The organism is Leifsonia sp. P73 (assembly GCF_051059105.1).
Taxonomy (GTDB): Bacteria; Actinomycetota; Actinomycetes; order Actinomycetales; family Microbacteriaceae; genus Leifsonia.
On record NZ_CP194931.1, the window covers coordinates 832,606 to 858,410 of the forward strand.

Below are 25,805 nucleotides of genomic sequence, written 5' to 3' on the forward strand. Positions count from 1 at the left end.
TCCTTCCACTTGCTGTCAGTGCGTCGCCTCGACCCATTCCTCGAGCTTCGCGGCCGCAGCCCCGGAGTCGATCGCCTGGGCGGCGACCGCCATGTGCGAACGGAACCGATCCAGGATGGACACCTGGACCCTCGACGGGTCGGACGCGAGCTCGTAGGACACGAGCCCGGCCGCCGCGTTGAGCAGGACGATGTCGCGCACGGGGCCCTCCTGGCCCGCGAGCACGGCACGCACGACAGCCGCGTTGTACGCGGCGTCCTTCCCGAGCAGGTCCTCGATCCTGGCGCGCGGGATGCCCAGATCGCGCGGATCGATGTCGTGCTCGGTGACGAGGCCCCGGGAGACCTCCCAGACGTGGCTGTGACCCGTGGTCGACAGCTCGTCGAGGCCGTCGTCGCCGCGGAAGACCAGCGCGGTCGCGCCGCGGGTCTGGAACACGCCGACGATCAGCGGGATGCGGTCGAGCGTCGCGACGCCGACCGCGGACGCCTCGGGGCGGGCCGGGTTGCACAGCGGCCCGAGGAAGTTGAACACCGTCGGCACGCCGAGCTGCGACCGCACGGGGCCCGCGTTGGCGAAGCCCGGGTGGAAGGCGCTGGCGAACGCGAAGGTGATCCCGGTGCTCTTCAGCACCTCGGCCACCCGCTCCGGCGGCAGGGTCAGGTCGATGCCGAGCGCGGCCAGCACGTCCGACGATCCCGACGACGAGCTGGCGGCCCGGTTGCCGTGCTTGATGACGGGCACCCCGGCGGCCGCGGCGACGATGGAGGCCGTGGTCGAGACGTTCACGGTGCCGAACCGGTCGCCTCCGGTCCCGACGATGTCGAGCGCCATCGGGTCCACCGGAAGCGGGACCGCGTGGTCGAGGATGGCGTCGCGGAAGCCCACGATCTCGTCCACGGTCTCGCCCTTGGCCCGCAGCGCGATGAGGAAAGCGGCGAGCTGGGCCTCCGTGGCCTCGCCCGACATGACCTGGTCCATCGCCCACGCCGCGTCCGCCACACTCAGGTCCTCACGGGCCAGAAGGGAGGTGAGCACGGACGACCAGGACTGCTTTTCCGTCATACAGCGATCCTATGGGGAGGCGACACGCCACGGGGAGCCGCCCGTTTGTACCAGGTATCGAGCGGCCCTTTCCCGAATCGAGGCATATTCGTGCCTTTCAGGTGAGAAAACCACGGCTTCTTTTCAGCCATAATGGGAATTGTGACGAGCACCTCCATTTCCCCTGCAACGAGTGCGCCGGCGATCAACCGGCCCAATGTCGTGGCCGTCGGCACGATCGTCTGGCTCGGCTCCGAGGTGATGTTCTTCGCGGGTCTGTTCGCGATCTACTTCACGCTCAAGTCGACGTCGCCCGATCTGTGGGCCGCCGAGACGGCGCACCTTAACGTCCCGTACGCGCTCACGAACACGATCATCCTCGTGCTGAGCTCGGTGACCTGCCAGATGGGCGTGTTCGCCGCCGAGCGGCTCCAGCCGCGGCGCGCGGGCGGGGTGCTGCAGTTCTGGAAGTGGGGCATGGTCGAGTGGTTCGCCCTCTCCTACATCATGGGCGCCATCTTCGTCTCCGGTCAGGTGCTCGAGTACGCCACGCTCGTCTCCGAGGGCATCTCCCTCGACGCCAACGCCTACGGCTCCGCCTTCTATCTGACGACCGGCTTCCACGCCCTCCACGTCACCGGCGGCCTCATCGCCTTCCTGCTCGTCATCGGCCGCGCCTTCGCGGTCAAGACCTTCGGCCACAAAGAGGCCACGAGCGCCATCGTCGTGTCGTACTACTGGCACTTCGTCGACGTCGTGTGGATCGGACTGTTCGCGGTCATCTACATCATCCGATAGATCAACAGGAGCTGACCTCACCTCATGCGTCCCCGCGTCCCCGGCACCCAGAAGTCCCGCGCAGCAGCGCCATCGCGTAACGCGAAGGCCGCGCGCAAGACCGGTCGCCGCCACCCGCTCGCCACCGTCGCCCTGCTCGCCATCGGCCTCGGCCTGACCGGCGGAGCCTACGCCGCGTTCACCACCACCACGGCCTCCGCCGACACCCCGCAGGTCCAGACGGCCTCGAAGTCGTCGGTCTCGCAGGGCGAGAAGCTCTTCCAGGCCAACTGCGCCACCTGCCACGGCATGGACGCCCAGGGCACGGTCAACGCGCCGTCCCTCATCGGCGTCGGCGCCGCCGCGGTCGACTTCCAGGTCGGCACCGGCCGCATGCCGATGCAGATGCAGGGTCCGCAGGCCCAGGAGAAGCCGGTCCAGTTCTCGAACGAAGAGGTCGCGGCCCTGGCCGACTACGTCGCCTCCCTCGCTCCCGGGCCGTCGATCCCCGAGCAGAAGTACCTCGACGGCAAGGGCGACGCCGCCAACGGCGCCCAGCTCTTCCGGATCAACTGCGCGATGTGCCACAACGTCGCCGGCGCCGGTGGAGCCCTCACCGAGGGCAAGTACGCCCCCCGCTCACCGGTGTGAGCGCCAAGCACATCTACGAGGCCATGGTCACCGGCCCGCAGAACATGCCGGTCTTCAACGACCTGAACATCTCGCCCCAGGGCAAGGCCGACATCATCACGTACCTCAAGTACATCCAGAACAACCCGTCCCCGGGCGGCATCGAGCTCGGCTCGCTCGGCCCGGTGGCCGAGGGACTCTTCCTCTGGATCTTCGGTCTCGGCGCCATTGTGGCGCTGACCGTGTGGATCACGGCGAAGTCCAACTGACCGTTCTGTCGTACTTGTAGAAGCACAGCGTAAGAAGGAGAACAATGGCACAGGACGAGATCGGCGGTCACGAGCTGACGCCCAGTTCGTCGGCCGTCGACGTGCACCGGACCGGCGACCCCGGAACGGCGGTCGTCATCCGCGATGCCGTGGAGAACCCCGGGTTCCCGCCGCACCGGCAACGGGTGACCGACCTCGACCCCACGAAGGAGCGGCGCGCCGAGCGCACCGTCTACACGCTGTTCTACCTGTCGATCGCGGGCTCCGTCTGGGCGGTCGCCGCCTACATGGCGTTCCCGATCAACGCGAGCGACCCGGGTTCGGTCCGCCTGAACAACCTGTTCATCGGCATCGGCATCACGCTGGCCCTCCTCGCGATCGGCATCGGCGCGGTGCACTGGGGCAAGGCCCTCATGCACGAGAAGGAGGGCGTCGACCTCCGTCACCCCGTCCGCGGCTCCGAGCAGACCACGGAGCGCGCGGCGGAGATCTTCCGCCAGGCCGACGAGGAGTCCGGCTTCAACCGCCGCGTGCTGATCCGCAACAGCCTCATCGGCGCGCTGATCGCCTTCCCGCTGCCCGGAATCATCCTCTTCCGCGGCCTGGCGCCGCAGGGCGTGGACCCGGCGGAGCTGCTGTCGCAGACCATGTGGGCCAAGGGCATCCGCCTCACGCGCGACCCGTCCGGCACGCCGATCAAGGCGTCGGACGTCACGCTCGGCAGCGCCTTCCACGTCATCCCCGAGGGCCTCAACGACGCCCCCGACATGCTGGAGCAGAAGGCCAAGGCGGCCGTCCTGCTCATGCGCCTCAAGCCCGAGGACCTGCACGTGTCCAAGGGCCGCGAGAACTGGAACTACGACGGCATCGTCGCCTACTCCAAGATCTGCACGCACGTCGGGTGCCCTGTGGCGCTCTACGAGCAGCAGACCCACCACCTGCTGTGCCCGTGCCACCAGTCGCAGTTCGACATCACGCACGAGGCTCAGGTCATCTTCGGACCGGCGAAGCGGCCACTGCCGCAGCTGCCGATCACCGTTGACGCCGACGGTTACCTGGTCGCCCGCAGCGACTTCCACGAGCCCGTCGGCCCGAGTTTCTGGGAGCGTCATTGAGCACCTCGACCGCCGCGGCCCCTGCGGCACCCACCACGGCCAAGAGCGGCGGCTTCACCGCTGCCGCCGCCAACTACATCGAGGACCGCACCAGCATCTCGGGCGCGGTCAAGGAGTTCGGGCGCAAGATCTTCCCGGACCACTGGTCCTTCCTGCTCGGTGAGGTCGCCCTCTACAGCTTCATCGTCATCCTGCTGACCGGGACGTTCCTGACGTTCTTCTTCCAGGCGTCGATGGCGGAGGTCGTCTACAACGGCTCCTACGTCCCGCTCAAGGGCATCCACATGTCCGCGGCGATGGAGTCCACCCTCAACATCTCGTTCGAGGTGCGCGGCGGCCTGCTCGTGCGCCAGATCCACCACTGGGCGGCGCTGCTGTTCGTGGCCGCGATCGGCCTGCACATGCTCCGCATCTTCTTCACGGGCGCGTTCCGCAAGCCGCGCGAGCTGAACTGGGTGATCGGCTTCACGCTGTTCATCCTGGCGATGGCCGAGGGCTTCACCGGCTACTCGCTCCCCGATGACCTGCTCTCGGGCAACGGCCTCCGGATCATCGACGGCCTGGTCAAGGGCCTCCCCGTCGTCGGCACCTGGATCTCGTTCCTGCTGTTCGGCGGCGAGTTCCCCGGCACCGCGATCGTCGGACGCCTCTACACGCTGCACATCCTGCTGCTGCCCGCGCTGGTGGTCGCGTTCATCGCGCTGCACCTCGTGTTCGTGGTCGTCCACAAGCACACGCAGTACGCCGCTCCCGGCCGCACGCAGGGCAACGTCGTCGGCTACCCGGTCCTTCCGGTGTACGCGGCGAAGGCCGGCGGCTTCTTCTTCATCGTGTTCGGTGTCGTGGCGGCCATGGCGTCGTTCTTCACCATCAACCCGATCTGGAACTACGGCCCCTACGACCCCTCCCCCGTGTCCGCCGGCACCCAGCCGGACTGGTACATCGGCTTCGCGGACGGCGCGCTGCGTCTGGTCCCGCCGGGCTGGGAGTTCGTCTGGCTGAACCGCACCTGGTCGTTCAACATCATCGTCCCCGTCGCCATCCTCGGTCTCTTCATCGTGACCGTGATGATCTACCCCTTCATCGAGGCGTGGGTCACCGGCGACAAGCGCGAGCACCACATCCTGGACCGTCCGCGCAACGCGGCCACCCGGACGGCCATCGGCGCCGCCGGCGTGACCTTCTACGCGGTGTTCTGGGCTGCGGCCTCGTCGGACATCATCGCGACGCACTTCAAGCTCACGATGGAGGGCGTCATCCACACCCTTCAGGCCATGCTCTTCGTCGGCCCGGTCGTGGCGTACTTCCTCACCAAGCGCATCTGCATCGCGCTGGCGAAGAAGGACCGCTCCATCGCCCTGCACGGCTACGAGACCGGCCGCATCGTGAAGCTCCCCGGCGGCGAGTTCATCGAGGTGCACGAGCAGCTCAGCGACTACGAGCGCTGGCGCCTGATCAGCTACGAGGCGTACGAGCCGCTGATGATCCGCCCGAACAAGCGCGGCAAGATCACGGCAGGAACGCGCATGCGCGCCAGCCTCTCCCGCTGGTTCTTCGAGGACCGCCTGGTCCCGCCGACCCGCGCGGAGCTCGAGTCGGGCCACGGCCACCACTGATCGGTCATGAGGGCGCCGGTGCAGAAACTGCACCGGCGCTTTCGTGTATCCGCGTCCCCTCGCTCCCGACCCTTCTGGAGGCCGCCGTGTCCGACCTGACCCGCCTGGCGTCCTGGCTGCGCTGCCCCGTCTGCGGACAGGACCTGGAGCCGGTCGACCGCCTCGCGCTCGGCTGCGCCGCCGGGCACCGCCACGACGTCAACAAGCGCGGCTACGTGTCCCTCCTCGGCGGCGGAAGCAAGTTCGTCGGCGACACCGCCGAGATGCTGGACGCGCGCGACACGGTGCTGGAGGGCGGAGCGTACGAGCCGATCGCCCGCGCCGTGGCGGCCGCGCTCGCACCCGTCGAGCGCATCCTGGACGCGGGGCCGGCACCGGCTACTACCTCCGCGCCGTGCTCGCCGACTCCCCCGGCGCCGTGGGCCTCGCGATGGACCTCTCCCCACGGCCGTCGCCCGCGCCGTGCGCTCGTCGCCCGACGTCGACGGCCTGGTGGCGGACACCTGGCGGCCGCTCCCAGTGCGCTCGCACAGCGCGGACGCGGTGCTCGACGTGTTCGCGCCCCGCAACCTGCCGGAGTTCCACCGCGTCTTGCGGCCGGGTGGCACGCTCGCCGTCGTCGTGCCCCGCGCCGACCACCTCGCATCGCTGCGGGCGGAGGGCACCATGCTCGACATCCCCTCCGACAAGGCGGACGACGTCATCGCGGCCGCAGAGCCGCTGTACGCCCCGCTGACGCGCGAACACGTGTCCTACGAGCTAGCGCTCGACGACGCCCTCCGGGCCGCGCTGGCAGGCATGGGCCCCTCGGCTCGCCACGCCGCCACGGCTCCCGCGGACGCCGCCGCGACCACCGTCTCCGTCGACGTCCTCACCTTCAGCGCACGCTGACCCGCGTATCCCCACCCGCACGCCGCGCGCGCCGCGAACGAGGCGACGCAACACGCCGCGACGCCCGCCGTTTGGCGGCGCGTTGCGTCCCCCGGACGCACGAGCTGACAGGACACGCCGCCTGGCGCGACCTCCACGCGGCGTGTCCTGTCAGGTAGATGGACGACGTCGGTCGCCTTCCCCGAGAGCGGGACGCAGCGCGTCGCCTCCGCGCCGCTACACGGCGCGGTGCGACCCCTGCATGAACTGGCTGACAGGACATGCCGCCTGCCTCGCCCTCCAGGCGGCGTGTTCTGTCACGTAGGTGGCGGGACGGCGCGCAGTGCGCGAGGCGGCGGAGAATGCGCCGCCTCGCGGAACGACGAAGGCCGCCTCCCGTGGGAGACGGCCTTCGTGATGTGCGTGCGGCTCAGCGGGCGAAGTAACCGCGGTAGTACTCGTAGACCCAGCCGACGATGCAGACGATGCTGAAGGCCACGCCGATGAAGCAGATCCAGAAGCCGACCGCGAGGCCGAGCATGACCAGCGCGGCGCCGGTCGCGAGGGCCACGGGCCACCAGCTCCACGGGGAGAAGTGGCCGAGCTCGGGGTCGCCGTCGTCGATGTTCGCGTCGAGGCGGTCCTCCGGCAGCTCGCCGCCCTGGGCGGAGTGCGAGCGGCCCACGTAGAACGCGATGAATGCGGCCAGGATGGCGCTCAGCGTCAGCGCGACGGTGCCGACCCACTCGACCTTCAGGTGCATCGGGTCGAGGAGGCTCCACAGCGTGTAGACGATCGCCGAGAGGATGAAGAAGACCGACAGGATCCAGAAGAGGATGGCATTGGCTCTCATGGGTTACTTCACCTTGTTGTTCGAGAGGTCGAGCACGGGGGCGTCCGGGGCGTCCTTGCCGCCGCCGACGCCGATCGGGATGCCGGCCTCGGGGTGGTTGAGGTCGAACGCCGGCGACTCGGAGCGGATGCGCGGGATGGACGTGAAGTTGTGCCGCGGCGGCGGGCAGGAGGTCGCCCACTCGAGCGACCGGCCGTAGCCCCACGGGTCGTTGACCGTGACCTTCGGGGCGTTGCGCGCCGTCAGGTAGACGTTCACGAAGAACGGGATCATCGAGATCGCCAGGATGCCGGCGCCGATCGACGAGACCTGGTTCATCCAGGTGAAGCCGTCCGACGGCAGGTACGTCGCGTACCGGCGGGGCATGCCCACGACGCCCAGCCAGTGCTGGATGAGGAACGTCGTGTGGAAGCCGATGAACAGCAGCCAGAAGTGCCACTTGCCGAGACGGTCGTTGAGCATCTTGCCCGTCCACTTCGGCCACCAGAAGTAGAAGCCGGCGAACATGGCGAACACGACCGTGCCGAACACGACGTAGTGGAAGTGCGCCACCACGAAGTAGGTGTCGGACACGTGGAAGTCGAGCGGCGGCGACGCGAGGATGACGCCGGTGAGGCCACCGAAGGTGAAGGTGATCAGGAAGCCGATCGACCACAGCATCGGGGACTCGAAGGTCAGCGAGCCGCGCCACATCGTGCCGATCCAGTTGAAGATCTTCACGCCGGTCGGGACCGCGATGAGCATCGTCATCAGCGAGAACCAGGGCAGCAGCACCGAGCCGGTCACGTACATGTGGTGAGCCCACACGGTGACGGACAGGGCCGCGATCGAGATCGTCGCGTAGATGAGGGTCTTGTACCCGAAGATCGGCTTGCGGCTGAACACCGGGAAGATCTCGGACACGATGCCGAAGAACGGCAGCGCGATGATGTACACCTCGGGATGGCCGAAGAACCAGAACAGGTGCTGCCAGAGCAGTGCCCCGCCGTTCGCGGCGTCGTAGATGTGGGCGTCGAACACGCGGTCGGCCGCGAGGGCGAACAGCGCGGCGGCGAGCACCGGGAAGGCCATGAGCACGAGGATCGAGGTGACCATCGCGTTCCAGGTGAAGATCGGCATGCGGAACATGGTCATGCCCGGCGCGCGCATCGTGATGATGGTCGTGATGAAGTTCACCGCGCCGAGGATGGTGCCGAAGCCGGAGAGGCCGAGGCCGAGCACCCAGAGGTTTCCGCCGATGCCCGGCGAGAAGGTCGTGCTCGACAGCGGCGCGTACGCGAACCAGCCGAAGGACGCCGCACCCTGCGGGGTGAGGAAGCCGGCGACCGCGATCAGCGAGCCGAACGAGTAGAACCAGTACGCCAGCGCGTTCAGACGCGGGAACGCCACGTCGGGGGCGCCGATCTGCAGCGGCATCAGCACGTTCACGAAGCCGGCGAAGAGCGGCGTCGCGAACATCAGCAGCATGATCGTGCCGTGCATCGTGAAGAGCTGGTTGTACTGCTCCTTGGTCTGCACCACCTCGAGTCCCGGCTCGAAGAGCTGGGCGCGGATGATGAGGGCCATCACGCCGCCGATGAGGAAGTAGATGAACGACGAGATCAGGTACATGTACCCGATCGTCTTGTGGTCCGTCGACGTGATGTAGTTCACGAGGATGTTGCCCTTGCGCTCAACGCCGTTGGCGGTGAGGAGGGTGGGCTTCGGAGCGGCCGCGGTGGTCGCTCCGGGCGCCGGTGCTGTCGTCGTCATGCGTCTGTCCTACTCGTTGCCGGAATCACTCGTTGCCCGTGGGGGCGCCCGTGCCGGGCAGGTTGTTGTTGCGGTCGTACTGGGACCCGAGCTGGCCCTCGAAGCCCTTGTCACGCAGGGACTGGATGTGGGCGTCGTACTCGCTCTGCGACACGATCTTCACGTTGAAGAGCATCGCCGAGTGGTACTCGCCGCACAACTCCGCGCACTTGCCGACGAAGGTGCCGGAGCGGCCCGTGGTCGAGAAGTACATGTAGTTGGTCTTGCCGGGGATGACGTCCTTCTTGTAGAGGAAGGCCGGCACCCAGAAGGAGTGGATCACGTCGCGCGAGTCGAGCTGGATCGTGATCTTCTTGTTCTCCGGCAGGTAGAGCGTGGGGATCTGGCTCTCCTGGACCGAGCCGGGCGTCGCGTTCGAGTCGCTCGGCTGCGCCTGGATCCCCGGGTCGTAGACGTTGTCGGTGACGTAGTTGAAGTCCCAGGCCCACTGCTTGGCGTAGACCTGGATCTTGAGGTCGGGGTGCGCGTACGGCTGCTCGATGGCGTTCTGGTCGCGCGCCGTGAAGGCGAAGAAGCCGAGGACCAGGATGAGCGGCACGATCGTGTAGAAGATCTCGATCGGCATGTTGTAGCGGAGCTGGACCGGCAGCCCGGTCTGTCCCTTGCGGCGGCGGTACACGACGACCGCCCAGAGGATGAGACCCCAGACGATGATGCCGACGATGAGCAGTACGATCCAGCTGGTCACCCAGAGGCCGCTGATGCGGTCGGTGTGGTTGGTGACGGGCTGCTGGCCCTCGACGAAGCCCGGCAGGAATCCGTGGAGCTGGGCCTGCGTGCAGCCCGCGAGGACGATGGCAAGTGTCGCTGCGATCGGGATTGCAACCCATCGGAAACGGCGATTGTGACGCACCGGTGACCTTTCGAGAGACTCGGGGACAGTTCACATGCAACTGTATGTGGCGTTATCTACCCTACTCCGCCGGACACTCGGTTTCGAACACAAAGGGCCGCCCACAAGGGGCGGCCCAGAGCTGTTTTTTGTGTTATAGAACGCTCAGTGGAACGAGTCTCCACACGCGCAGGAGCCCGTCGCGTTGGGGTTGTCGATCGTGAAGCCCTGCTTCTGGATGGTGTCCTCGAAGTCGATCGTGGCGCCGTCGAGGTAGGGCACGCTCATCTTGTCGACGATGACCTCGACGCCGTCGAAGTCGACGGTCGCGTCGCCGTCGAGCATGCGCTCGTCGAAGTAGAGCTGGTAGATCAGGCCCGAGCAGCCGCCGGGCTGGACGGCGACGCGCAGACGCAGGTCGTCGCGGCCCTCCTGCTCGAGCAGGCTCCTGACCTTGCCCGCCGCGTTGTCGGTCAGGCCGACGCCGTGGGCCTTGGTCGCGGTCAGCGTTGTGTCGGTCATTGGACTCCTCACACGTGTTTCAGGATTCGATTGCGAAATCTGGGTCGATTGTACGTCCCATTCCCGCGAACTCGCTCAGTTCCGGGCGTCCAGTCGGGCGAGCAGCAGCGCCTCGGCGAGAATCGCCCTCTTGAACACCCCGAGGTGGAGCGACTCGTTCGGGCTGTGGGCGCGGGTGTCGGGGTCCTCCACGCCGGTGACGAGGATCTGCGCCTCGGGGAACTCGCGCACGAGGTCGGCGATGAACGGGATGGACCCGCCGACGCCGGTCTCCACCGCTTCCTTGCCCCAGGCGTCGTTCATGGCGCGCTTCGCCTCGGTCGCCGCCCAGCCGGCGGTGTCGACCAGGAAGGCGTCCCCGGTGTCGACGTCGCTGATCTCCACGTGCGCGCCGAAGGGCGCGTGCGCGCGCAGGTGGCGTTCCAGGGCCTCGTAGGCCTCCGCGGCGGACTGGCCGGGCGCGACGCGGGCGCTCAGCCGCGCGGCGACGCTCGGCAGGAGGGTGTTGGAGGCGTCGACGACGCTGGGCGCGTCGATCCCGGTGATCGTGACCGTCGGCTGGGACCACATCCGGGACAGGATCGGGCCGGTGCCGATCGGGGTCACACCGGGCAGCAGGGCGGCCTCCTCGCGGAACTGCTCCTCGCTCACCGCGGGCGGCTCGGCCGCGTCGTCGTGCGAGCGCATGCCCTCAACCGCGACGGAGCCGTTCTCGTCGTGCAGCGTCGCGAGCAGCGCGACGAGCGCGAGCATCGCGTCGGGGGCCGCGCCGCCGTACATGCCGGAGTGCGAGGCGTGCTCCAGCGTCGAGACGGTGAGCTTGAAGGTCACGTTGCCGCGCAGCGAGACGGTGAGGGCGGGCGTGTCGATGTCGACGTTGTCGGAGTCGGCGACCACGATCACGTCGGCGGAGAGGGCGGCCTTGTTCTGCTCCAGGAAGTTCGCGAACGAGCGGGAGCCGAACTCCTCCTCGCCCTCGATGAAGACGGCGAGGCCGAGGTCGAAATCGGAGCCGAGGGTGTCCACGAGCGCGCGGACGCTCGCGACGTGCGCCATCACGCCGGCCTTGTCGTCGGCCGCGCCGCGGCCGTAGAGCCGGTCGCCGCGCACGGTCGGCTCGAACGGCGGGGTGTCCCAGTTCTCGGCGTCGCCCTGCGGCTGGACGTCGTGGTGGGCGTAGAGGAGGACGGTCGGGCGGCCGTTCTTCGCGGCGCGTGTCGCCAGCACGGCCGGCTGGCCCAGGGACTCGCCGGCGCCGGTCGACGGCCCGGAGATCGGCGCCTGCTTGATCTCGACGTTCTCGAACGCGCCGGTGTCGCGCAGCAGCTCCGCCACGGCCTCCGCGCTCTTCCGGACGTTCCCCGGGTCGTAGGCGGTCCACGAGACCGAGGGGATCCGCACGAGGCGCGAGAGCTCGGCGATGGTCGACGGGAGGCCGGTCTCGACGGAGGAGCGGATGCGCTCCTCCACCTCCGGCCGGTCCCCGGCTGCGGATCGGCCGGAAGGAGTCTGCTGGGTGTCTGTCATGCGGGTAATCTTAAGCGGACCCCACAAACGAAGGCTCAAGCGTTGGCGAAACGACAGAATCCGGCGGACGAGGCACAGGCGCCCGGCCCCGAGACCCCCGAACAGACCACGGCCCGGCTGCAGGGCAAGGGCGCCCCGACGCCCACCCGCCGCGAGCAGGAGGCTGCGCGCAAGCGGCCGCTCGTGCCGACCGACCGCAAGGAGGCGGCCAAGGCGGCCCGTGCGCACCAGGCCGAGGCGCGTGAGAAGGCGCGCGTCGGCATGGCGGCGGGCGACGAGCGCTACCTCACCCAGCGCGACCGCGGACCGCAGCGCCGGTATGTGCGCGACTACGTCGACGCCCGCTTCAGCATCGGCGAGTTCCTCATCCCGGTCATGCTGGTGGTGATCGTGCTCAGCTTCCTCCCGTACGCGTTCATGCAGGTCTGGGGCCTCGTGGCGCTGTGGGCGTTCTTCTTCATCGCCGTGGTGGACGGCATCGTCCTCGGCCTCCTGGTGACCAGGAAGGTCGGCGACAAGTTCGGCAAGACCAAGGTGGAGCGCGGCCTCAAGTGGTACGCCGCCATGCGCGCGTTCCAGCTCCGCGTCATGCGCCTCCCGAAGCCGCAGGTCAAGCGCGGCCAGTACCCCGCCTGACGTGACGATCGTCGCAGCGGCGGACGGCTCCGCCCTCGGTAATCCCGGCCCTGCGGGCTGGTCCTGGTACGTCGACGACGAGCGCTGGTCGGCGGGCGGCTGGCCGCACGGCACCAACAACATGGGCGAGCTCATGGCGGTCATCGACCTCCTGGAGTCGACCGCCCACGTGGACGACGACCTGCGCATCCTGTGCGACAGCCAGTACGTGATCAACTCGGTCACCAAGTGGATGCCGGGCTGGAAGCGCAAGGGCTGGCGCAAGTCCGACGGCTCCCCCGTGCTCAACCGCGAGCTGCTGGAGCGGCTGGACCGCGCCCTGCACGGCCGGACCTACACGTTCGAGTGGGTCAAGGGCCACGCCGGCCACGACCTGAACGAGGCGGCGGACAAGCGCGCCCGCGCGGCGGCGACCGCCTACCGGGACGGCGACGCCATCCCGATCGGACCGGGCTGGCCGGGCGCGGCGGTGCACGAGCCGGCGCCCGCCCTGGCGGTTGCCGCGCCCGCCGAGACCGTCGAGCTCGACCTGTTCGACGACCTGCTGTCCGCGACCGAGACGGACGAGGACGTCGTGACGCGGCTGGAGCGCGAGCTGGTGGAGCCGACCGTCCGCGCGGACTCCGCCCGGGTCGCCGCGCTGCTGCACCCGGACTTCGAGGAGATCGGCCGCTCCGGACGGCTGTGGGGCCGCGACGCGATCCTGGAGGCGCTGGCCGAGGAGGACGCCCCGGCGGCCGAGCTCGCCGTGCTGGGCACCGACCGGATCGGCGCCGACGCCATCCTGCTCACGGCGCGCACGGTGGACGACCGCGGCGCCAGCCTGCGCAGCTCGCTGTGGCTGCGCGTGGGAGGCCGCTGGCGCCTACGCTTCCACCAGGGCACGCCGGAGGCGTAGCAGCCCGCGGTTGATCTGCCGCGCCCACAGCGGGCCGCGGTAGAGGAACGCGGTGTAGCCCTGCACGAGGGTGGCGCCCGCATCGAGCCGCTGCTGCACGTCCTCCGCGGTCTCCACGCCGCCGACCGAGATGACGCACAGCTCGGCGGGGACGTGCGCGCGGATCAGGCGCAGCACCTCCAGCGAGCGCGCGGCCAGCGGCGCTCCGGAGAGCCCGCCGGCACCGGCAGCCTCCACCAGGGCGGGGTCGGTCACGAGGCCGTCGCGGGAGATGGTGGTGTTCGTCGCGATGATCCCGGCGAGGCCCAGCTCGACGGCGAGGCCCGCGATCTTCTCGACCTGCTCGTCGGTGAGGTCGGGCGCGATCTTGACCAGCAGCGGTGTCTCCCCCGCGACGTCCTTGACGGCGGTGAGCAGCGGGGTCAGCAGCTCCAGCTCCTGGAGGCCGCGCAGGCCGGGCGTGTTCGGCGAGCTCACGTTGACGACGAGGTAGTCGGCGACCGGCGCGAGCGCGCGGGCGCTGGTCAGGTAGTCGCGGGTGGCGTCCTCGACGGCGACCACCCGGCTCTTGCCGATGTTCACGCCGAGCACGGGCCGCTGCCGGGCGCGGCGGACCTTCAGCAGCCGGTTGGCGGCGTCGCCCGCGCCGTGGTTGTTGAAGCCCATCCGGTTGATCACAGCGCGGTCCGGGATGAGCCGGAACAGTCGCGGCCGGTCGTTGCCGGGCTGCGGGAGGGCCGTGATGGTGCCCACCTCGACGTGGCCGAAGCCGAGGTCGCCGAGGCCGACCACCGCCTCGCCGTCCTTGTCGAAGCCGGCGGCGACGCCGAACGGGGACGCGAACCGCAGGCCGAGGGCCTCGACGGCCAGCGACGGGTCGGGGGCGGTGAACCGGCGGACGAGGCCGCCGAGACCGAGCGCGGGAAGGGCCCGGATCACCAGGAAGGCGAGGTGGTGCGCGCGCTCCGGGTCGAGCTTCGACAGGACGAGGGAGAAGAGTGTGCGATACATGCCGGTTTGAGAATACCCCGCTCGCGCTGGCCCGCTTGTCAGCCCTGCACGTCGGCCGGCTCGCCGCGGTGCTCGACGCGGAGCTGCTGGATGGCCTCCTCGAAGTCCTCCAGCGAGTCGAACGCCTGGTACACGCTCGCGAAGCGCAGGTAGGCCACCTCGTCCAGCTCGCGGAGCTCCGGGAGGATGGCGAGCCCGATGTCGTTCGCCTCGATCTGGGAGGCGCCGGTCGAGCGGATGGTCTCCTCCACCTTCTGCGCGAGCACCGCGAGGTCGGAGTCCGTCACCGGCCGGCCCTGGCAGGCCTTGCGGACGCCGAGCACGATCTTCTCGCGGCTGAACGGCTCCACCACGCCGCTGCGCTTGATCACGCTGAGGCTCGCGGTCTCCGTCGTGGAGAACCGGCGACCGCACTCCGGGCACTGCCGGCGGCGCCGGATCGAGAGCCCGTCGTCGCTGGTGCGGGAGTCGATGACGCGGGAGTCCGGGTGGCGGCAGAAGGGGCAGAACATGAGGGGAATCCTACCTGTGAATCACGGGAGGACGCCCGGAGGCCGCGTCACTCGAAGCGGACCGTGACGGCCTCGCCGTGCGCGGGCAGATCCTCCGCCGACGACAGTGCGACGATCCGGTCCGCCACCTCCCTCAGCGCGTCCCGGTCGTAGCGAATGACCTGCTGCGGCCGCAGGAACGAGTACGCGCCCAGACCGGGCGAGAACCGGGCCTGGCCGCCGGTCGGGAGCACGTGGTTGGAGCCGGCGAGGTAGTCCCCGAGGCTGACCGGGGCGCTCGGGCCGACGAAGATCGCGCCGGCGTTCTGGATGAGCGCGAGCAGGGCGTCCGGGTCGGCGGTCTGCAGTTCGAGGTGCTCCGGGCCGTAGGCGTTGCTGAACGCGGCCGCCGCGGCGAGGTCGTCCACGAGGACGAGCGCCGACTGCTGGCCGCCCAGGGCCGTGCGCACCCGCTCGGCGTGCTTGGTGGCGCCGGCGAGGGTCTCCAGCTCGGCCGCGACCCGCTCCGCGAACGCCGGGCTGTCGGTGACGAGCAGGGAGGCCGCGGCCTCGTCGTGCTCGGCCTGGCTGATCAGGTCGGCGGCGACGAAGCGGGCGTCGGCGGTGTCGTCGGCGATCACCAGGATCTCGGTGGTCCCGGCCTCCGAGTCGATGCCGGCCTGGCCGCGGACGACCCGCTTGGCCGCGGCGACGTAGATGTTGCCCGGGCCGGTGATGACCTGGACCGGTTCGAGCCCGATGTCCTCCACGCCCCAGGCGAGCGCGCCGATCGCGCCGGCTCCGCCCATCGCGTAGACCTCCTCGATGCCGAGGAGGCCGGCCGCGCCGAGAATGACCGGGTGCACCGCGCCGCCGAACGCGCGCTGCGGCGGGCTGGCGAGCGCCACGGAGGCGACGCCCGCGACCTGCGCGGGCACGGCGTTCATCACGACGCTCGACGGGTAGACGGCCTTGCCGCCGGGGACGTACAGGCCCGCGCGCTCCACCGGCTGCCAGCGCTGCTCGATGGTCGCGCCCGGACCGATCCGGGTCTCGGCGGGCGGAGGGACCTGCGCGGCGGTCGCCTCGCGGACGCGGACGATGGCCTCCTCCAGGGCGGCGCGCACATCGGCCGGCAGCGCGGCGACGGCCGCGGCGATCTCGGAGGCCGGCACGCGCACCGAGGCGGGCGCGCCGCCGTCGAACTTCGCGGCCTGCTCGGCGAGGGCGGCCGCTCCCCTGGCCCGGACGTCGTCGATCAGCTCGGTCGCGACGCGCACGGCGACCTGGATGTCCACGATGGGACGGGGGACGAGGCGCTCGAAAGCGGCCCGGGTAGGCTGGACTCCGCGGAGATCGATGGTCTGCATCATGGCCACACAAGCCTATCCGCACCACCCGCTCCGCTCAGCCCCGGCCGCTGCGCGGAATTCCTCATCCCGAACGGCGCTTGATAACTGCGTATGACTGACGCGACCCCCGACCTCTCCGCCTTCCGGCAGGCGTTCCGCCGGCACGCCGCCGGTGTGGCGATCATCACCGCGCAGACCGCCGACGGCACGCCGGTCGGGTTCACCGCGACCTCGCTCGCGTCGCTGTCGGCCGTCCCGCCGCTTGCGACCTTCAACATGGCGCTGTCGGCGTCGAGCTGGCCGGCGATCGCGGAGACCGACCGGGTGATCATCCACATGCTCGGTGTGCGCAACAAGGGCGTCGCGGAGATCCTCTCGGACGACAACACGCGGCGGTTCCTCGGCGACCACTGGCGCCGCGGACCCCACGGCCTCCCGGTCATCAACGACGTCACGGCGTGGATGGTCGGCCGGATCGTCGACCGCTTCCCGGTGCACAACAGCGCCGTGGTCGTCGTGCAGATCGAGGAGGGCGAGCTCGGCGCCCCCGACGAGCCGCTGCTGTACCACGAGCGCCGCTACCACCGCCCCAGCGAACTCGACTGACCCCGCACATTTCGTGCCGAATGTGCACAATCGCGTCGCCAAAGGCGACATTCGGCACGAATGTGGCGGCCGTTACACCAGGCAGTTGGGGCCGAGGAGGCCTTTGAGCTCGCCATAGAGGTCGGGCGAGACCTTCACCGGCTTCGGGACCTCGAACACGCGCGCGACCTGGCCCTTGACCAGCCGCAGGCGCACCTCGCTGTCGCCCGGATGCCGTGACAGCACCTCCGCGAGCGACGACACCGTGTCGGTCGTCGCGCGCTGGTCGGCCATCGTGATCATCAGCGTCCCGATGTCGTCGGCCTGGCCGAGGTCCGGCACCATCAGGCTGAACGCGTGCAGGTTCATCCCGTCGTCGCGCATGCTGACCCGGCCGCGCACGACGACGATCGAGTCGCCCTGCATCATCGGCGAGAACTCCGTGTAGGCCTTGCCCATGAACATGACGGTCATCTCGCCGCCGAAGTCCTCGACCTGGATCATGCCGTACTGGTTGCCCGACGCCTTCGCCACGCGGTGCTGCACACTCGTGACGAGCCCCGCGATCACCACGGTGTCGCCGTCCTGGACGCTGTCGGAGGCGAGCAGTTCGGCGATCGACGTGCTCGCGAGCTTGGCGAGCTGCAACTCCAGGCCGGCCAGCGGGTGGTCGGACACGTACAGCCCCAGCATCTCGCGCTCGAACGCGAGCTTGTCGCGCTTCACCCACTCCGGGCGGTCCGGGATGTGGTGCTGGGTCTGGTTCTGCTCGTCCTCGCCCCAGAGGCTGTCGAAGTCGAAGCCGACGTCGCCGTTCGCCTCGCTGCGCTTGATCTTGACCGCGGACTCCACCGCGTCCTCGTGCACCTCCACCAGCGCGCGCCGGGTGTGCCCGAGCGAGTCGAACGCGCCCGCCTTGATCAGCGACTCGACCGTGCGCTTGTTGGCCGCGTGCACCGGGACCTTGCTGAGGAAGTCGTGGAACGACTCGAACCGCCCCTTCTCCTCGCGGGCCGCGCGCACGCCGTCCACGACGTTCGCGCCGACGTTGCGCACCGCGCCCATGCCGAAGCGGATGTCGGTGCCGACGGCGGCGAAGTACAGGTTGGACTCGTTGACGTCCGGCGGGAGCACCTTGATGCCCATCCGGCGGCACTCGTTGAGGTAGAGCGCCATCTTGTCCTTGGAGTCGCCGACGCTGGTCAGCAGCGCGGCCATGTACTCGGCCGGGTAGTGCGCCTTGAGGTACGCCGTCCAGTACGAGATGACGCCGTAGGCGGCGGAGTGCGCTTTGTTGAACGCGTAGTCGGAGAACGGCAGCAGGATCTCCCACAGCTTGCCGACCGCCGCCATCGAGAAGCCGCGGTCGACCATGCCCTGCGAGAAGCCCTCGAACTGCTTGTCCAGCTCGGACTTCTTCTTCTTGCCCATCGCGCGGCGCAGGATGTCGGCCTGTCCGAGCGAGAACCCGGCGACCTTCTGCGCGATGGCCATGACCTGCTCCTGATAGATGATCAGGCCGTAGCTGGTCGAGAGGATCTCCTGCAGCGGCTCCGCCAGCTCCGGGTGGATCGGCGTGATGTCCTGCAGGCCGTTCTTGCGCAGCGCGTAATTCGTGTGCGAGTTGGCGCCCATCGGGCCCGGCCGGTACAGCGCGATGAGCGCCGAGATGTCCTCGAAGTTGTCCGGCTTCATCAGGCGCAGCAGCGAGCGCATCGGCCCGCCGTCGAGCTGGAACACGCCGAGGGTGTCGCCGCGGGACAGCAGCTCGTACGCGCCGCGGTCGTCCAGCTCCAGCTCTTCGAGCACGAGGTTCTCGCCGCGATTGTCGCGGATGTTGTCGAGCGCGTCGTTGATGATCGTGAGGTTGCGCAGCCCGAGGAAGTCCATCTTGATCAGGCCGAGCGACTCGCAGGCCGGATAGTCGAACTGCGTGACGATCTGGCCGTCCTGCTCGCGCTTCATGATCGGGATGACGTCGATCAGCGGGTCGGACGACATGATGACGCCCGCCGCGTGCACACCCCATTGGCGCTTGAGGTTCTCCAGCCCGAGCGCGGTGTCGAACACCGTCTTGGCCTCCGGGTCGCTCTCGACGACCGCGCGGATGTCCACGGCCTCCTTGTAGCGCGGGTGCTCCTTGTCGAAGATGCCGGTGAGCGGGATGTCCTTGCCCATCACGGGCGGCGGCATCGCCTTGGTGAGCTTCTCGCCCATCGAGAACGGGAAGCCGAGCACACGGCCGGAGTCCTTCAGCGCCTGCTTGGCCTTGATGGTGCCGTAGGTGACGATCTGCGCGACGCGCTCCGAGCCGTACTTCTCGGTGACGTACTTGATGACCTCGCCGCGGCGGCGGTCGTCGAAGTCGACGTCGAAGTCGGGCATGGAGACGCGGTCGGGGTTGAGGAAGCGCTCGAAGATCAGGCCGTGCCGCAGCGGGTCGAGGTCGGTGATCCGCATCGCGTACGCGGCCATCGAGCCCGCGCCCGAGCCTCGGCCGGGGCCGACGCGGATGCCGTTGTTCTTCGACCAGTTGATGAAGTCGGCGACGACGAGGAAGTAGCCGGGGAAGCCCATCTGCGAGATGACGCCGATCTCGTAGTCCGCCTGCTTGCGGACGTCCTCGGTGATGCCGCCGGGGTAGCGCTCGTGGAGGCCCTTCTCGACCTCCTTGACGAACCAGCTCTGCTCGGTCTCGCCGTCCGGCACCGGGAAGCGCGGCATGTAGTTGGCCGCGGTGTCGAACTTCACGTCGACCCGCTCGGCGATCGCGAGCGTGTTGTCGCAGGCGTCCGGGTGGTCGCGGAACAGCTGCCGCATCTCCTCGGGCGTCTTGAGGTAGAACTCGTCGGCGTCGAACTTGAACCGGTTGGGGTCGTCCAGCGTCGAGCCGGACTGCACGCAGAGCAGCGCGGCGTGGCTCTTGGCGTCGGCGGCGTGCGTGTAGTGGAGGTCGTTGGTGGCGACGAGCGGGAGGCCGAGCTCCTTGGCGAGCCGGATCAGGTCGCTCATGATCCGGCGCTCGATACCGAGGCCGTGGTCCATGATCTCGGCGAAGAAGTTCTCCGGGCCGAAGATGTCGCGGAACTCCGCGGCGGCCTTCTTGGCCTCCTCGTACTGGCCGAGCCGCAGGCGCGTCTGGACCTCGCCGGACGGGCAGCCCGTGGTCGCGATGATGCCCTTCGAGTAGCGGTTCAGCAGCTCGCGGTCCATACGCGGCTTGAAGTAGTAGCCCTCGGTGGAGGCGTACGACGAGAGCCGGAAGAGGTTGTGCATGCCCTCGGTCGTCGCCGCGAGCATCGTCATGTGCGTGTACGCGCCGGAGCCGGACACGTCGTCGCCGCCGCCGTCGCCCCAGCGCACGCGGGTCTTGTCGGTGCGGTGGGTGCGCGGTGTCAGGTAGGCCTCGGTGCCGATGATCGGCTTGATGCCCGCGTCCGTCGCGGTGCGCCAGAAGTCGAACGCGCCGAACATGTTGCCGTGGTCGGTGATCGCGACGGCGGGCATGCCCTGCTCGACGGCCGCCTCGATGAGCGGCTTGACGCGTGCGGCCCCATCGAGCATCGAGTACTCGCTGTGGACGTGGAGGTGGACGAAGGAGTCGGTCGGCACTATTGCTCCGGGTCGAGGTGAGGGCTTAAGACTACGTCGGACCTACGACGCCCGGAGCACGTCGAGAGCGTGTTGCAGATCCTCCGGGTACGTCGTGGTGAAGGTGACCCACTCCCCCGTCGCCGGGTGGTCGAAGGCGAGCTGGACGGCGTGCAGCCACTGCCGGGTGAGGCCCAGGCGGGCGGACAGCGCCGGATCGGCGCCGTACATCGCGTCGCCGGCGCACGGGTGCCGCTGGGCCGCCATGTGCACGCGGATCTGGTGGGTGCGCCCGGTCTCCAGGTGGATCTCCAGCAGGCTCGCCGCCGGGAACGCCTCGATGGTCTCGTAGTGCGTCACGGACGGCTTGCCTCCGGCGACGACCGCGAACTTCCAGTCGCTGCGGGGGTGCCGGCCGATCGGGGCGTCGATGGTGCCGGTGAGCGGGTCGGGGTGGCCCTGGACGACCGCGTGGTAGATCTTCTCCACCGTGCGGTCGTGGAAGGCGCGCTTCAGCACCGTGTAGGCGTGCTCGGACTTGGCCACGACCATCAGGCCGCTGGTGCCGGCGTCGAGGCGGTGGACGATGCCCGCGCGCTCGGCGGCACCGGAGGTCGAGATGCGGAAGCCTGCGGCGGCAAGCGCACCGAGGACCGTCGGGCCCTCCCAGCCGACCGAGGGGTGCGCGGCGACGCCGACCGGCTTGTCGATGACCACGATGTCGTCGTCATCGTGCACGATCGTCAGCTCGGGCACCGCGATGGGCACGATGCGGGCCTCCTCGCGCGGCTGCCAGGAGACCTCCAGCCAGGAGCCGGCGGTGAGCCGGTCGGACTTGTCCGCCTCGCGGCCGTCGATGGTGACGCCGCCGGCCTCGGCGATCTCGGCGGCGAAGCTGCGCGAGAAGCCGAGGAGCTTGGCGAGTCCCGCGTCGACGCGGGAGCCCTCCAGGCCGTCGGGGATGGGGAGGCTGCGCGACTCCATCAGGGCTGCGGGTTCCGGGGCTCGTGCGCCTCGGAGGCGGCTTCGGCCTCGACGGCCGCGTCATCGTCCTCGGGCTCGTCGTCCTCCTCGGCCGGCTGCCGGCCGTCGAGGCCGACGCCGCGCAGCGAGAGGATGAGGAACAGCACCATGCTGGAGACGATCGCGACGTCCGCCAGGTTGAAGATGGCGGGCAGCAGCGGGATCTGCAGGAAGTCCACGACGTGCCCGACGCCGAAGCCCGGCTCGCGGAAGAGCCGGTCGGTCAGGTTGCCGAGCAGTCCGCCGAGCAGCAGGCCGAAGAGGATGGCCCACGCCGTCGAGCGGATGCGCGGCGCGTACCAGATGACGAAGCCGAGCACGCCGACGCCGACGATCGAGAAGATCCAGGTCGACCCGCTGCCGATGGAGAAGGCCGCACCCGGGTTCTTGACGAAGTGGAGCTGGAGGAGCTGTCCGAGGACCTGGACCTGCTGGCCCTCGTAGAGGTTCGAGACGACCAGGACCTTGGCGATCTGGTCCAGGAGGTACACGCAGAGCGCGACCACCGCCAGGATCACCAAGGCCCTGATGCTGACCTTGGCCCTCGAGGGGCTAGCCTCCAAAGCCCGGGAAGACCGGAGGCTGGGCGCCCTGGTCCTGGCTGTTGCCGTCGGAGGAGCCCGCGGGCACCGGAGTGGGGGCGTTGCCGCCGAAGGAGGCGGACTGGCTGTCGAGGTCGCGTAGTTGGCCCTCGATGTAGCCCTTCAGGCCCTGGCGGTAGTCGCGCTCGAAGCCGCGGAGCTCGTCGATGCGGCGCTCCAGGCCCGCACGCTCCTGGTCGAGGGCGCTGATCTGGGCGCGCTGCTTGGACTCGGCCTCGGCGACGATCCGGGCGGCGGTGGCGTGCCCCTCGGCGATGAGAGCGTCCCGCTTCTCCACACCCTCGCGCACGTGCTCCTCGTGGAGGCGGCGGGCGAGCTGGAGGAGATTGTTGGTCGCGTTCGGGTCGTTCGCGTCGGTGGCGCCGGCGGCGAAGCCCGCTGCGGCACCCGCGGCTGCGGCGGGGGCGGCGGACGCCTGCTGCTGGGCCTGCGCTGCCTGCTGCTGCGCCGCGGCCAGGCGCTGCTTGAGGTCCTCGTTCTCCTGCTGGAGGCGCTGCACCTCGCCGTTGTCGGCGGCAGCCGCGGGAGCCGCGGCCTGACCGGAGCCGCCACTGCGCTGCAGCTCTGCGATGCGCGAGTCGGCGGCCACGAGGCGCTGCTTGAGCTCGTCGCTCTCCTGGGTCAGTCGTCGGAGCTCGACGACGACCTCGTCGAGGAAGTCGTCGACCTCGTCCTGATCGTAGCCCTCACGGAATTTCGTCGGTTGAAACCGCTTGTTGACCACATCTTCCGGAGTCAGCGCCATGAGAAGCCACCTTAGATCTTGAAAAGGACGAACAATGAGTGCGTTCAGCCAACGCTAGCAAAGTGCACGGCGGGCGCGCACTCCGCCGCACCCACGGTGCGTCGGCCTCGACCACACTACAACGCGACGGCAGCCCGCCCCCAACCGACGCTCGGAATGCGTCAGGTGAAACTCAGGGTCACGTAGAGGCCGATGATGACGACCAGCATGGTGAGGCTCCAGCCGAAGTCGATCGCGACGGGCCCCATCGACAGCGGCGGGATGATCCGGCGGAAGAACCGGATCGGCGGGTCCGTGACCACGTAGGTCGACTCCGCCAGGACGAGTCCGAAGCCGCGCGGGCGCCATTGCCGCGCGAAGGTGCGCACCAGGTCGAGCACGAAGCGGGCCCAGAGGACGAAGAAGTAGATCAGCAGGACGTAGTAGAGCACGTTCGCGATGATCGAGACGACAAGCACCCCTCCAGTATGAACGACCGCGTATGCACGAAAGCGCACCGCCCTGCCGGACGGTGCGCTTTCGTACGAGTGGATCAGGCCTGTGCGAAGAAGGAGGCGTCGACGTCGGCGTCCTGGCCGCCGTGCTCGCCGGAGACGACGACGTGCGACGGCGAGAGCAGGAACACCTTCGGCGTCACCCGCTCGATCTTTCCGTAGAGGCCCTGCGAGAGGCCGCTGGCGAAGTCGATGAGGCGGCGGGCGTCGCCCTCGCTCATCTGCGACAGGTTGATGATCACCGGGATTCCTTCGCGGAAGGACTCGGCGATCGCCTGCGCGTCGCGGTACTGACGGGGGTGGACTGTGAGGATCTCGTTCATTTCCTGTACCGAAACATTCCGTGCGGTGGACGATTTGCGCAGCGGGGTCACCGGTGCGCGGCCGGCCACGGGAGCGACCGGTGCAGGGTGCGGGACGGGCTGGACGGGCGACGGCGCAGGAGCCTCGCGGCGCGGCTGGTGCTGCACCGGGTGCTGCTCCTGGGACTCCTCGAACTCCAGCTCCTCGTCGGCGAGGCCGAGGTAGACCATCGTCTTCTTCAGCGGGTTGGCCATGCGCTTCCTCCGTGTAGACCGGTGCGCCGACGCCTCGCACGCACTGAATGAACCTTCTTCTCTTTCGAGATTAACGAAGGCTCGGCCGATTCCCGGTAATGGCGGTGCCGATGCGAAGGTGTGTCGCACCGGCGGCGACGGCCTCGCGGTAGTCCTGGGACATCCCGGCCGAGATGGCGGAGGCGGTGGGAGCGAGCCGGCGGATGCGCTCGCTGGCGAGGCGCACGCGCTCGAAGGCGCGGGCCGGCTCCTCGTCCAGCGGGGCGACCGCCATGACGCCCAGCAGTCGGAGGCCGCCGGTGGCGAGCACGTGCTCGACCAGCGGCTCCAGGTCGCGGTCGGCGACGCCGCCGCGCGCCGGGTCGTCGGTGAGGTTGAGCTGGACGAACACGTCCACGCCGGGCGCGTCGTCCAGCTTCAGCGCGTCGACCAGCGAGATCCGGTCGAGCGAGTGGATGACGGCCGCGTAGCGCCGCACCTGCCGCGCCTTCTTGCTCTGCAGCTGGCCGACGAAGTGCCAGCGCAGGTCGAGGTCGGCGAGCTCCGCCGCCTTCTCCTGCGCCTCCTGGTGCCGGTTCTCCCCCACGTCGCGCACGCCGAGTGCGGCGAGCTCCCGGACGAGCGACGCCGGGTGGAACTTGGTCACCACGATCGTCGTCAGCTCGTCCGGGGAGCGGCCGGCGGCCCGGGCGGCGTCGGCGACGCCCTCCCGGACCGCGGCGAGCCGCTCCGCGAGCGGGCTACTTGAGGAAGTCGGGGATGTCGAGGTCATCATTCTCGTCGTCGAACGCCGGGTCCTTCTGCGCGGTCTCGGTCACCGGGGTCTCGCCGGTCGCGTGCCACTCGGTGGCCGTCGCCTCCGGCTCGGCGTGCTCGACCGTCGCGGACGAGGTGATCGCCGGCTCCTCGGAGCCGGCCTCCACGTAGGTCGACCGGCGCGCGTCCGCGGCCGAGGCCTGCACGGACTTCGGCTCGCCGCCGTCGAACCCGGCCGCGATGACCGTGACCCGGACCTCGTCGCCGAGGGTGTCGTCGATGACCGCGCCGAAGATGATGTTGGCCTCGGGGTGGACGGCCTCCTGCACCAGGCGGGCCGCGTCGTTGATCTCGAAGATGCCGAGGTTCGATCCGCCCTGGATGGAGAGCAGCACGCCGTGGGCGCCGTCGATGGAGGCCTCCAGCAGCGGGGAGGCGACCGCCAGCTCCGCGGCCTTGATGGCCCGGTCCGCGCCGCGCGAGGAGCCGATGCCCATGAGCGCGGAGCCCGCGCCCTGCATGACCGACTTCACGTCGGCGAAGTCGAGGTTGATCAGTCCCGGGGTGGTGATGAGGTCGGTGATGCCCTGCACACCGGCGAGGAGCACCTGGTCGGCGGTGGAGAACGCCTCCAGCATGCTGATGCCGCGGTCGCTGATCTCCAGCAGCCGGTCGTTCGGGACGACGATGAGGGTGTCGACCTCTTCTTTGAGCCGCTGCACGCCGGACTCGGCCTGCTGCTGGCGGCGCTTGCCCTCGAACGAGAACGGCTTGGTGACGACACCGATGGTCAGGGCGCCGATCGACTTCGCGATGCGGGCCACGACGGGCGCGCCGCCGGTGCCGGTGCCGCCGCCCTCGCCCGCGGTCACGAAGACCATGTCGGCGCCGGCGAGCGCCTCCTCGATCTCCTCCGCGTGGTCCTCAGCGGCACGGCGGCCGACCTCGGGGTCGGCTCCGGCGCCGAGGCCGCGGGTGATCTCGCGGCCCACGTCGAGCTTCACGTCGGCGTCGCTCATCAGCAGCGCCTGGGCGTCCGTGTTGATGGCGATGAACTCGACGCCGCGCAGGCCGAGTTCGATCATGCGGTTGACGGCGTTGACGCCGCCGCCGCCGATGCCGACGACCTTGATCACGGCGAGGTAGTTCTGGTTTGCTGTCACTTCCGGCCTCCACGGGAACCTTCAACCTCTAGTC

General features: G+C 69.4%; 24 protein-coding genes and 2 pseudogenes. 9 read left to right on the forward strand and 17 right to left on the reverse strand.

Annotated features, from left to right (window positions below; all coding sequences use genetic code 11):
- Positions 1-15: 15 nt before the first annotated feature.
- Positions 16-1,065: an anthranilate phosphoribosyltransferase gene (gene trpD / locus ACQ86L_RS04255; protein WP_434317817.1), complete on the reverse strand. Its 1,050-nt coding sequence runs from the start codon at positions 1,063-1,065 to the stop codon at positions 16-18.
- A 132-nt stretch (positions 1,066-1,197) separates the two neighbouring features.
- On the opposite strand from trpD, the gene ctaE reads away from it, so the two are divergent.
- The 6 genes and pseudogenes from ctaE to ACQ86L_RS04285 all read left to right on the forward strand — a co-directional run bounded on the left by ctaE (position 1,198) and on the right by ACQ86L_RS04285 (position 6,342).
- Positions 1,198-1,842 carry an aa3-type cytochrome oxidase subunit III gene (gene ctaE / locus ACQ86L_RS04260; protein WP_434317818.1) on the forward strand — a complete coding sequence of 215 codons (645 nt, stop codon included), beginning with the start codon at positions 1,198-1,200 and terminating at the stop codon, positions 1,840-1,842.
- 24 nt (positions 1,843-1,866) lie between these two features.
- Positions 1,867-2,720, forward strand: a pseudogene (gene qcrC / locus ACQ86L_RS04265) (cytochrome bc1 complex diheme cytochrome c subunit).
- 44 nt (positions 2,721-2,764) lie between these two features.
- Positions 2,765-3,835 (forward strand): cytochrome bc1 complex Rieske iron-sulfur subunit, encoded by a 1,071-nt coding sequence (gene qcrA / locus ACQ86L_RS04270; protein ID WP_345834719.1) that lies wholly within the window; start codon positions 2,765-2,767, stop codon positions 3,833-3,835.
- Positions 3,832-5,451, forward strand: a complete 1,620-nt coding sequence (gene qcrB / locus ACQ86L_RS04275) for a cytochrome bc1 complex cytochrome b subunit (protein ID WP_434317819.1) — start codon at positions 3,832-3,834, stop codon at positions 5,449-5,451. Before qcrA ends, qcrB begins: the two co-directional genes overlap by 4 nt.
- 86 nt (positions 5,452-5,537) lie before the next feature.
- A pseudogene (locus ACQ86L_RS04280) lies at positions 5,538-5,630 on the forward strand (methyltransferase domain-containing protein); the annotation flags it as partial.
- A 283-nt stretch (positions 5,631-5,913) separates the two neighbouring features.
- Positions 5,914-6,342, forward strand: a complete 429-nt coding sequence (locus ACQ86L_RS04285) for a hypothetical protein (RefSeq protein ID WP_434318995.1) — start codon at positions 5,914-5,916, stop codon at positions 6,340-6,342.
- Positions 6,343-6,751: 409 nt separating this feature from the next.
- Here the strand turns inward: ACQ86L_RS04285 and ACQ86L_RS04290 are convergent, their stop codons facing one another.
- The 5 genes from ACQ86L_RS04290 to ACQ86L_RS04310 form a co-directional block, all read right to left on the reverse strand.
- A complete protein-coding gene (locus ACQ86L_RS04290; RefSeq protein WP_434317820.1) occupies positions 6,752-7,174 on the reverse strand; it encodes a cytochrome c oxidase subunit 4 in 423 nt (140 codons plus the stop codon).
- A 3-nt stretch (positions 7,175-7,177) separates the two neighbouring features.
- On the reverse strand, positions 7,178-8,926 hold the full coding sequence (gene ctaD / locus ACQ86L_RS04295; RefSeq protein WP_433862234.1) for an aa3-type cytochrome oxidase subunit I: 1,749 nt from the start codon (positions 8,924-8,926) through the stop codon (positions 7,178-7,180).
- Between the two features lie 25 nt (positions 8,927-8,951).
- Positions 8,952-9,839 carry an aa3-type cytochrome oxidase subunit II gene (gene ctaC, locus ACQ86L_RS04300; RefSeq protein ID WP_434317821.1) on the reverse strand — a complete coding sequence of 296 codons (888 nt, stop codon included), beginning with the start codon at positions 9,837-9,839 and terminating at the stop codon, positions 8,952-8,954.
- 144 nt (positions 9,840-9,983) lie between these two features.
- The gene (gene erpA, locus ACQ86L_RS04305; protein WP_345834712.1) at positions 9,984-10,340 is read right to left on the reverse strand and encodes an iron-sulfur cluster insertion protein ErpA; all 357 of its coding nucleotides are present in this window, start codon (positions 10,338-10,340) and stop codon (positions 9,984-9,986) included.
- 75 nt (positions 10,341-10,415) lie between these two features.
- Positions 10,416-11,867: a dipeptidase gene (locus ACQ86L_RS04310; protein WP_434317822.1), complete on the reverse strand. Its 1,452-nt coding sequence runs from the start codon at positions 11,865-11,867 to the stop codon at positions 10,416-10,418.
- Positions 11,868-11,909: 42 nt separating this feature from the next.
- On the opposite strand from ACQ86L_RS04310, the gene ACQ86L_RS04315 reads away from it, so the two are divergent.
- Positions 11,910-12,503, forward strand: a complete 594-nt coding sequence (locus tag ACQ86L_RS04315) for a DUF3043 domain-containing protein (protein WP_434317823.1) — start codon at positions 11,910-11,912, stop codon at positions 12,501-12,503.
- A gap of 1 nt (position 12,504) precedes the next feature.
- The gene (locus ACQ86L_RS04320) at positions 12,505-13,401 is read left to right on the forward strand and encodes an RNase H family protein (RefSeq protein WP_434317824.1); all 897 of its coding nucleotides are present in this window, start codon (positions 12,505-12,507) and stop codon (positions 13,399-13,401) included.
- Here ACQ86L_RS04320 and ACQ86L_RS04325 read toward each other — a convergent pair.
- From ACQ86L_RS04325 to hisD, 3 genes are read right to left on the reverse strand one after another with little or no spacing between them, the layout of a single operon-like run.
- A complete protein-coding gene (locus ACQ86L_RS04325) occupies positions 13,369-14,412 on the reverse strand; it encodes a quinone-dependent dihydroorotate dehydrogenase (protein ID WP_434317825.1) in 1,044 nt (347 codons plus the stop codon). The two genes, ACQ86L_RS04320 and ACQ86L_RS04325, sit on opposite strands and share 33 nt — an antisense overlap.
- 38 nt (positions 14,413-14,450) lie before the next feature.
- Positions 14,451-14,924: a transcriptional regulator NrdR gene (nrdR, locus tag ACQ86L_RS04330; RefSeq protein WP_369963020.1), complete on the reverse strand. Its 474-nt coding sequence runs from the start codon at positions 14,922-14,924 to the stop codon at positions 14,451-14,453.
- Positions 14,925-14,971: 47 nt separating this feature from the next.
- Positions 14,972-16,276, reverse strand: coding sequence for a histidinol dehydrogenase (gene hisD, locus ACQ86L_RS04335; RefSeq protein ID WP_434317826.1), 1,305 nt, complete (start codon positions 16,274-16,276; stop codon positions 14,972-14,974).
- Between the two features lie 90 nt (positions 16,277-16,366).
- Between hisD and ACQ86L_RS04340 the strand changes: the two genes are divergently transcribed.
- Positions 16,367-16,861 carry a flavin reductase family protein gene (locus ACQ86L_RS04340; RefSeq protein ID WP_434317827.1) on the forward strand — a complete coding sequence of 165 codons (495 nt, stop codon included), beginning with the start codon at positions 16,367-16,369 and terminating at the stop codon, positions 16,859-16,861.
- A 72-nt stretch (positions 16,862-16,933) separates the two neighbouring features.
- Here ACQ86L_RS04340 and dnaE read toward each other — a convergent pair whose 3' ends face one another.
- From dnaE to ftsZ, 8 genes are all read right to left on the reverse strand, one after another.
- Positions 16,934-20,404 (reverse strand): DNA polymerase III subunit alpha, encoded by a 3,471-nt coding sequence (dnaE, locus tag ACQ86L_RS04345; RefSeq protein WP_434318838.1) that lies wholly within the window; start codon positions 20,402-20,404, stop codon positions 16,934-16,936.
- A gap of 90 nt (positions 20,405-20,494) precedes the next feature.
- Complete coding sequence (locus ACQ86L_RS04350) at positions 20,495-21,415, reverse strand: RluA family pseudouridine synthase (protein WP_434317828.1); 921 nt, start codon at positions 21,413-21,415, stop codon at positions 20,495-20,497.
- Complete coding sequence (gene lspA / locus ACQ86L_RS04355; protein WP_434318839.1) at positions 21,415-21,972, reverse strand: signal peptidase II; 558 nt, start codon at positions 21,970-21,972, stop codon at positions 21,415-21,417. The genes ACQ86L_RS04350 and lspA overlap by 1 nt, the downstream gene beginning before the upstream one ends.
- 34 nt (positions 21,973-22,006) lie before the next feature.
- Positions 22,007-22,801 (reverse strand): DivIVA domain-containing protein, encoded by a 795-nt coding sequence (locus tag ACQ86L_RS04360; RefSeq protein ID WP_434317829.1) that lies wholly within the window; start codon positions 22,799-22,801, stop codon positions 22,007-22,009.
- Between the two features lie 161 nt (positions 22,802-22,962).
- Positions 22,963-23,259, reverse strand: a complete 297-nt coding sequence (locus tag ACQ86L_RS04365; RefSeq protein WP_179605620.1) for a YggT family protein — start codon at positions 23,257-23,259, stop codon at positions 22,963-22,965.
- Positions 23,260-23,333: 74 nt separating this feature from the next.
- Entirely contained in the window at positions 23,334-23,852 is a 519-nt protein-coding gene (locus ACQ86L_RS04370; protein WP_434317830.1) for a cell division protein SepF, read from the reverse strand.
- 70 nt (positions 23,853-23,922) lie between these two features.
- The gene (locus tag ACQ86L_RS04375; RefSeq protein WP_434317831.1) at positions 23,923-24,627 is read right to left on the reverse strand and encodes a YggS family pyridoxal phosphate-dependent enzyme; all 705 of its coding nucleotides are present in this window, start codon (positions 24,625-24,627) and stop codon (positions 23,923-23,925) included.
- Entirely contained in the window at positions 24,593-25,771 is a 1,179-nt protein-coding gene (gene ftsZ / locus ACQ86L_RS04380; RefSeq protein ID WP_434317832.1) for a cell division protein FtsZ, read from the reverse strand. The genes ACQ86L_RS04375 and ftsZ overlap by 35 nt, the downstream gene beginning before the upstream one ends.
- Positions 25,772-25,805 lie beyond the last annotated feature (34 nt).

Bases quoted from the DNA above. Each gene is read 5' to 3' on its own strand.
- ACQ86L_RS04360 (WP_434317829.1), bottom strand. From the start codon at position 22,801: ATGGCGCTGACTCCGGAAGATGTGGTCAACAAGCGGTTTCAACCGACG.
- ACQ86L_RS04310 (WP_434317822.1), bottom strand. From the start codon at position 11,867: ATGACAGACACCCAGCAGACTCCTTCCGGCCGATCCGCAGCCGGGGAC.
- ACQ86L_RS04340 (WP_434317827.1), top strand. From the start codon at position 16,367: ATGACTGACGCGACCCCCGACCTCTCCGCCTTCCGGCAGGCGTTCCGC.
- ctaD (WP_433862234.1), bottom strand. From the start codon at position 8,926: ATGACGACGACAGCACCGGCGCCCGGAGCGACCACCGCGGCCGCTCCG.
- dnaE (WP_434318838.1), bottom strand. From the start codon at position 20,404: ATGCTCGATGGGGCCGCACGCGTCAAGCCGCTCATCGAGGCGGCCGTC.
- ACQ86L_RS04325 (WP_434317825.1), bottom strand. From the start codon at position 14,412: ATGTATCGCACACTCTTCTCCCTCGTCCTGTCGAAGCTCGACCCGGAG.
- nrdR (WP_369963020.1), bottom strand. From the start codon at position 14,924: ATGTTCTGCCCCTTCTGCCGCCACCCGGACTCCCGCGTCATCGACTCC.
- qcrA (WP_345834719.1), top strand. From the start codon at position 2,765: ATGGCACAGGACGAGATCGGCGGTCACGAGCTGACGCCCAGTTCGTCG.
- hisD (WP_434317826.1), bottom strand. From the start codon at position 16,276: ATGATGCAGACCATCGATCTCCGCGGAGTCCAGCCTACCCGGGCCGCT.
- ctaE (WP_434317818.1), top strand. From the start codon at position 1,198: ATGGGAATTGTGACGAGCACCTCCATTTCCCCTGCAACGAGTGCGCCG.
- ACQ86L_RS04370 (WP_434317830.1), bottom strand. From the start codon at position 23,852: ATGGCCAACCCGCTGAAGAAGACGATGGTCTACCTCGGCCTCGCCGAC.
- erpA (WP_345834712.1), bottom strand. From the start codon at position 10,340: ATGACCGACACAACGCTGACCGCGACCAAGGCCCACGGCGTCGGCCTG.
- ACQ86L_RS04375 (WP_434317831.1), bottom strand. From the start codon at position 24,627: ATGATGACCTCGACATCCCCGACTTCCTCAAGTAGCCCGCTCGCGGAG.
- ACQ86L_RS04350 (WP_434317828.1), bottom strand. From the start codon at position 21,415: ATGGAGTCGCGCAGCCTCCCCATCCCCGACGGCCTGGAGGGCTCCCGC.
- trpD (WP_434317817.1), bottom strand. From the start codon at position 1,065: ATGACGGAAAAGCAGTCCTGGTCGTCCGTGCTCACCTCCCTTCTGGCC.
- ACQ86L_RS04290 (WP_434317820.1), bottom strand. From the start codon at position 7,174: ATGAGAGCCAATGCCATCCTCTTCTGGATCCTGTCGGTCTTCTTCATC.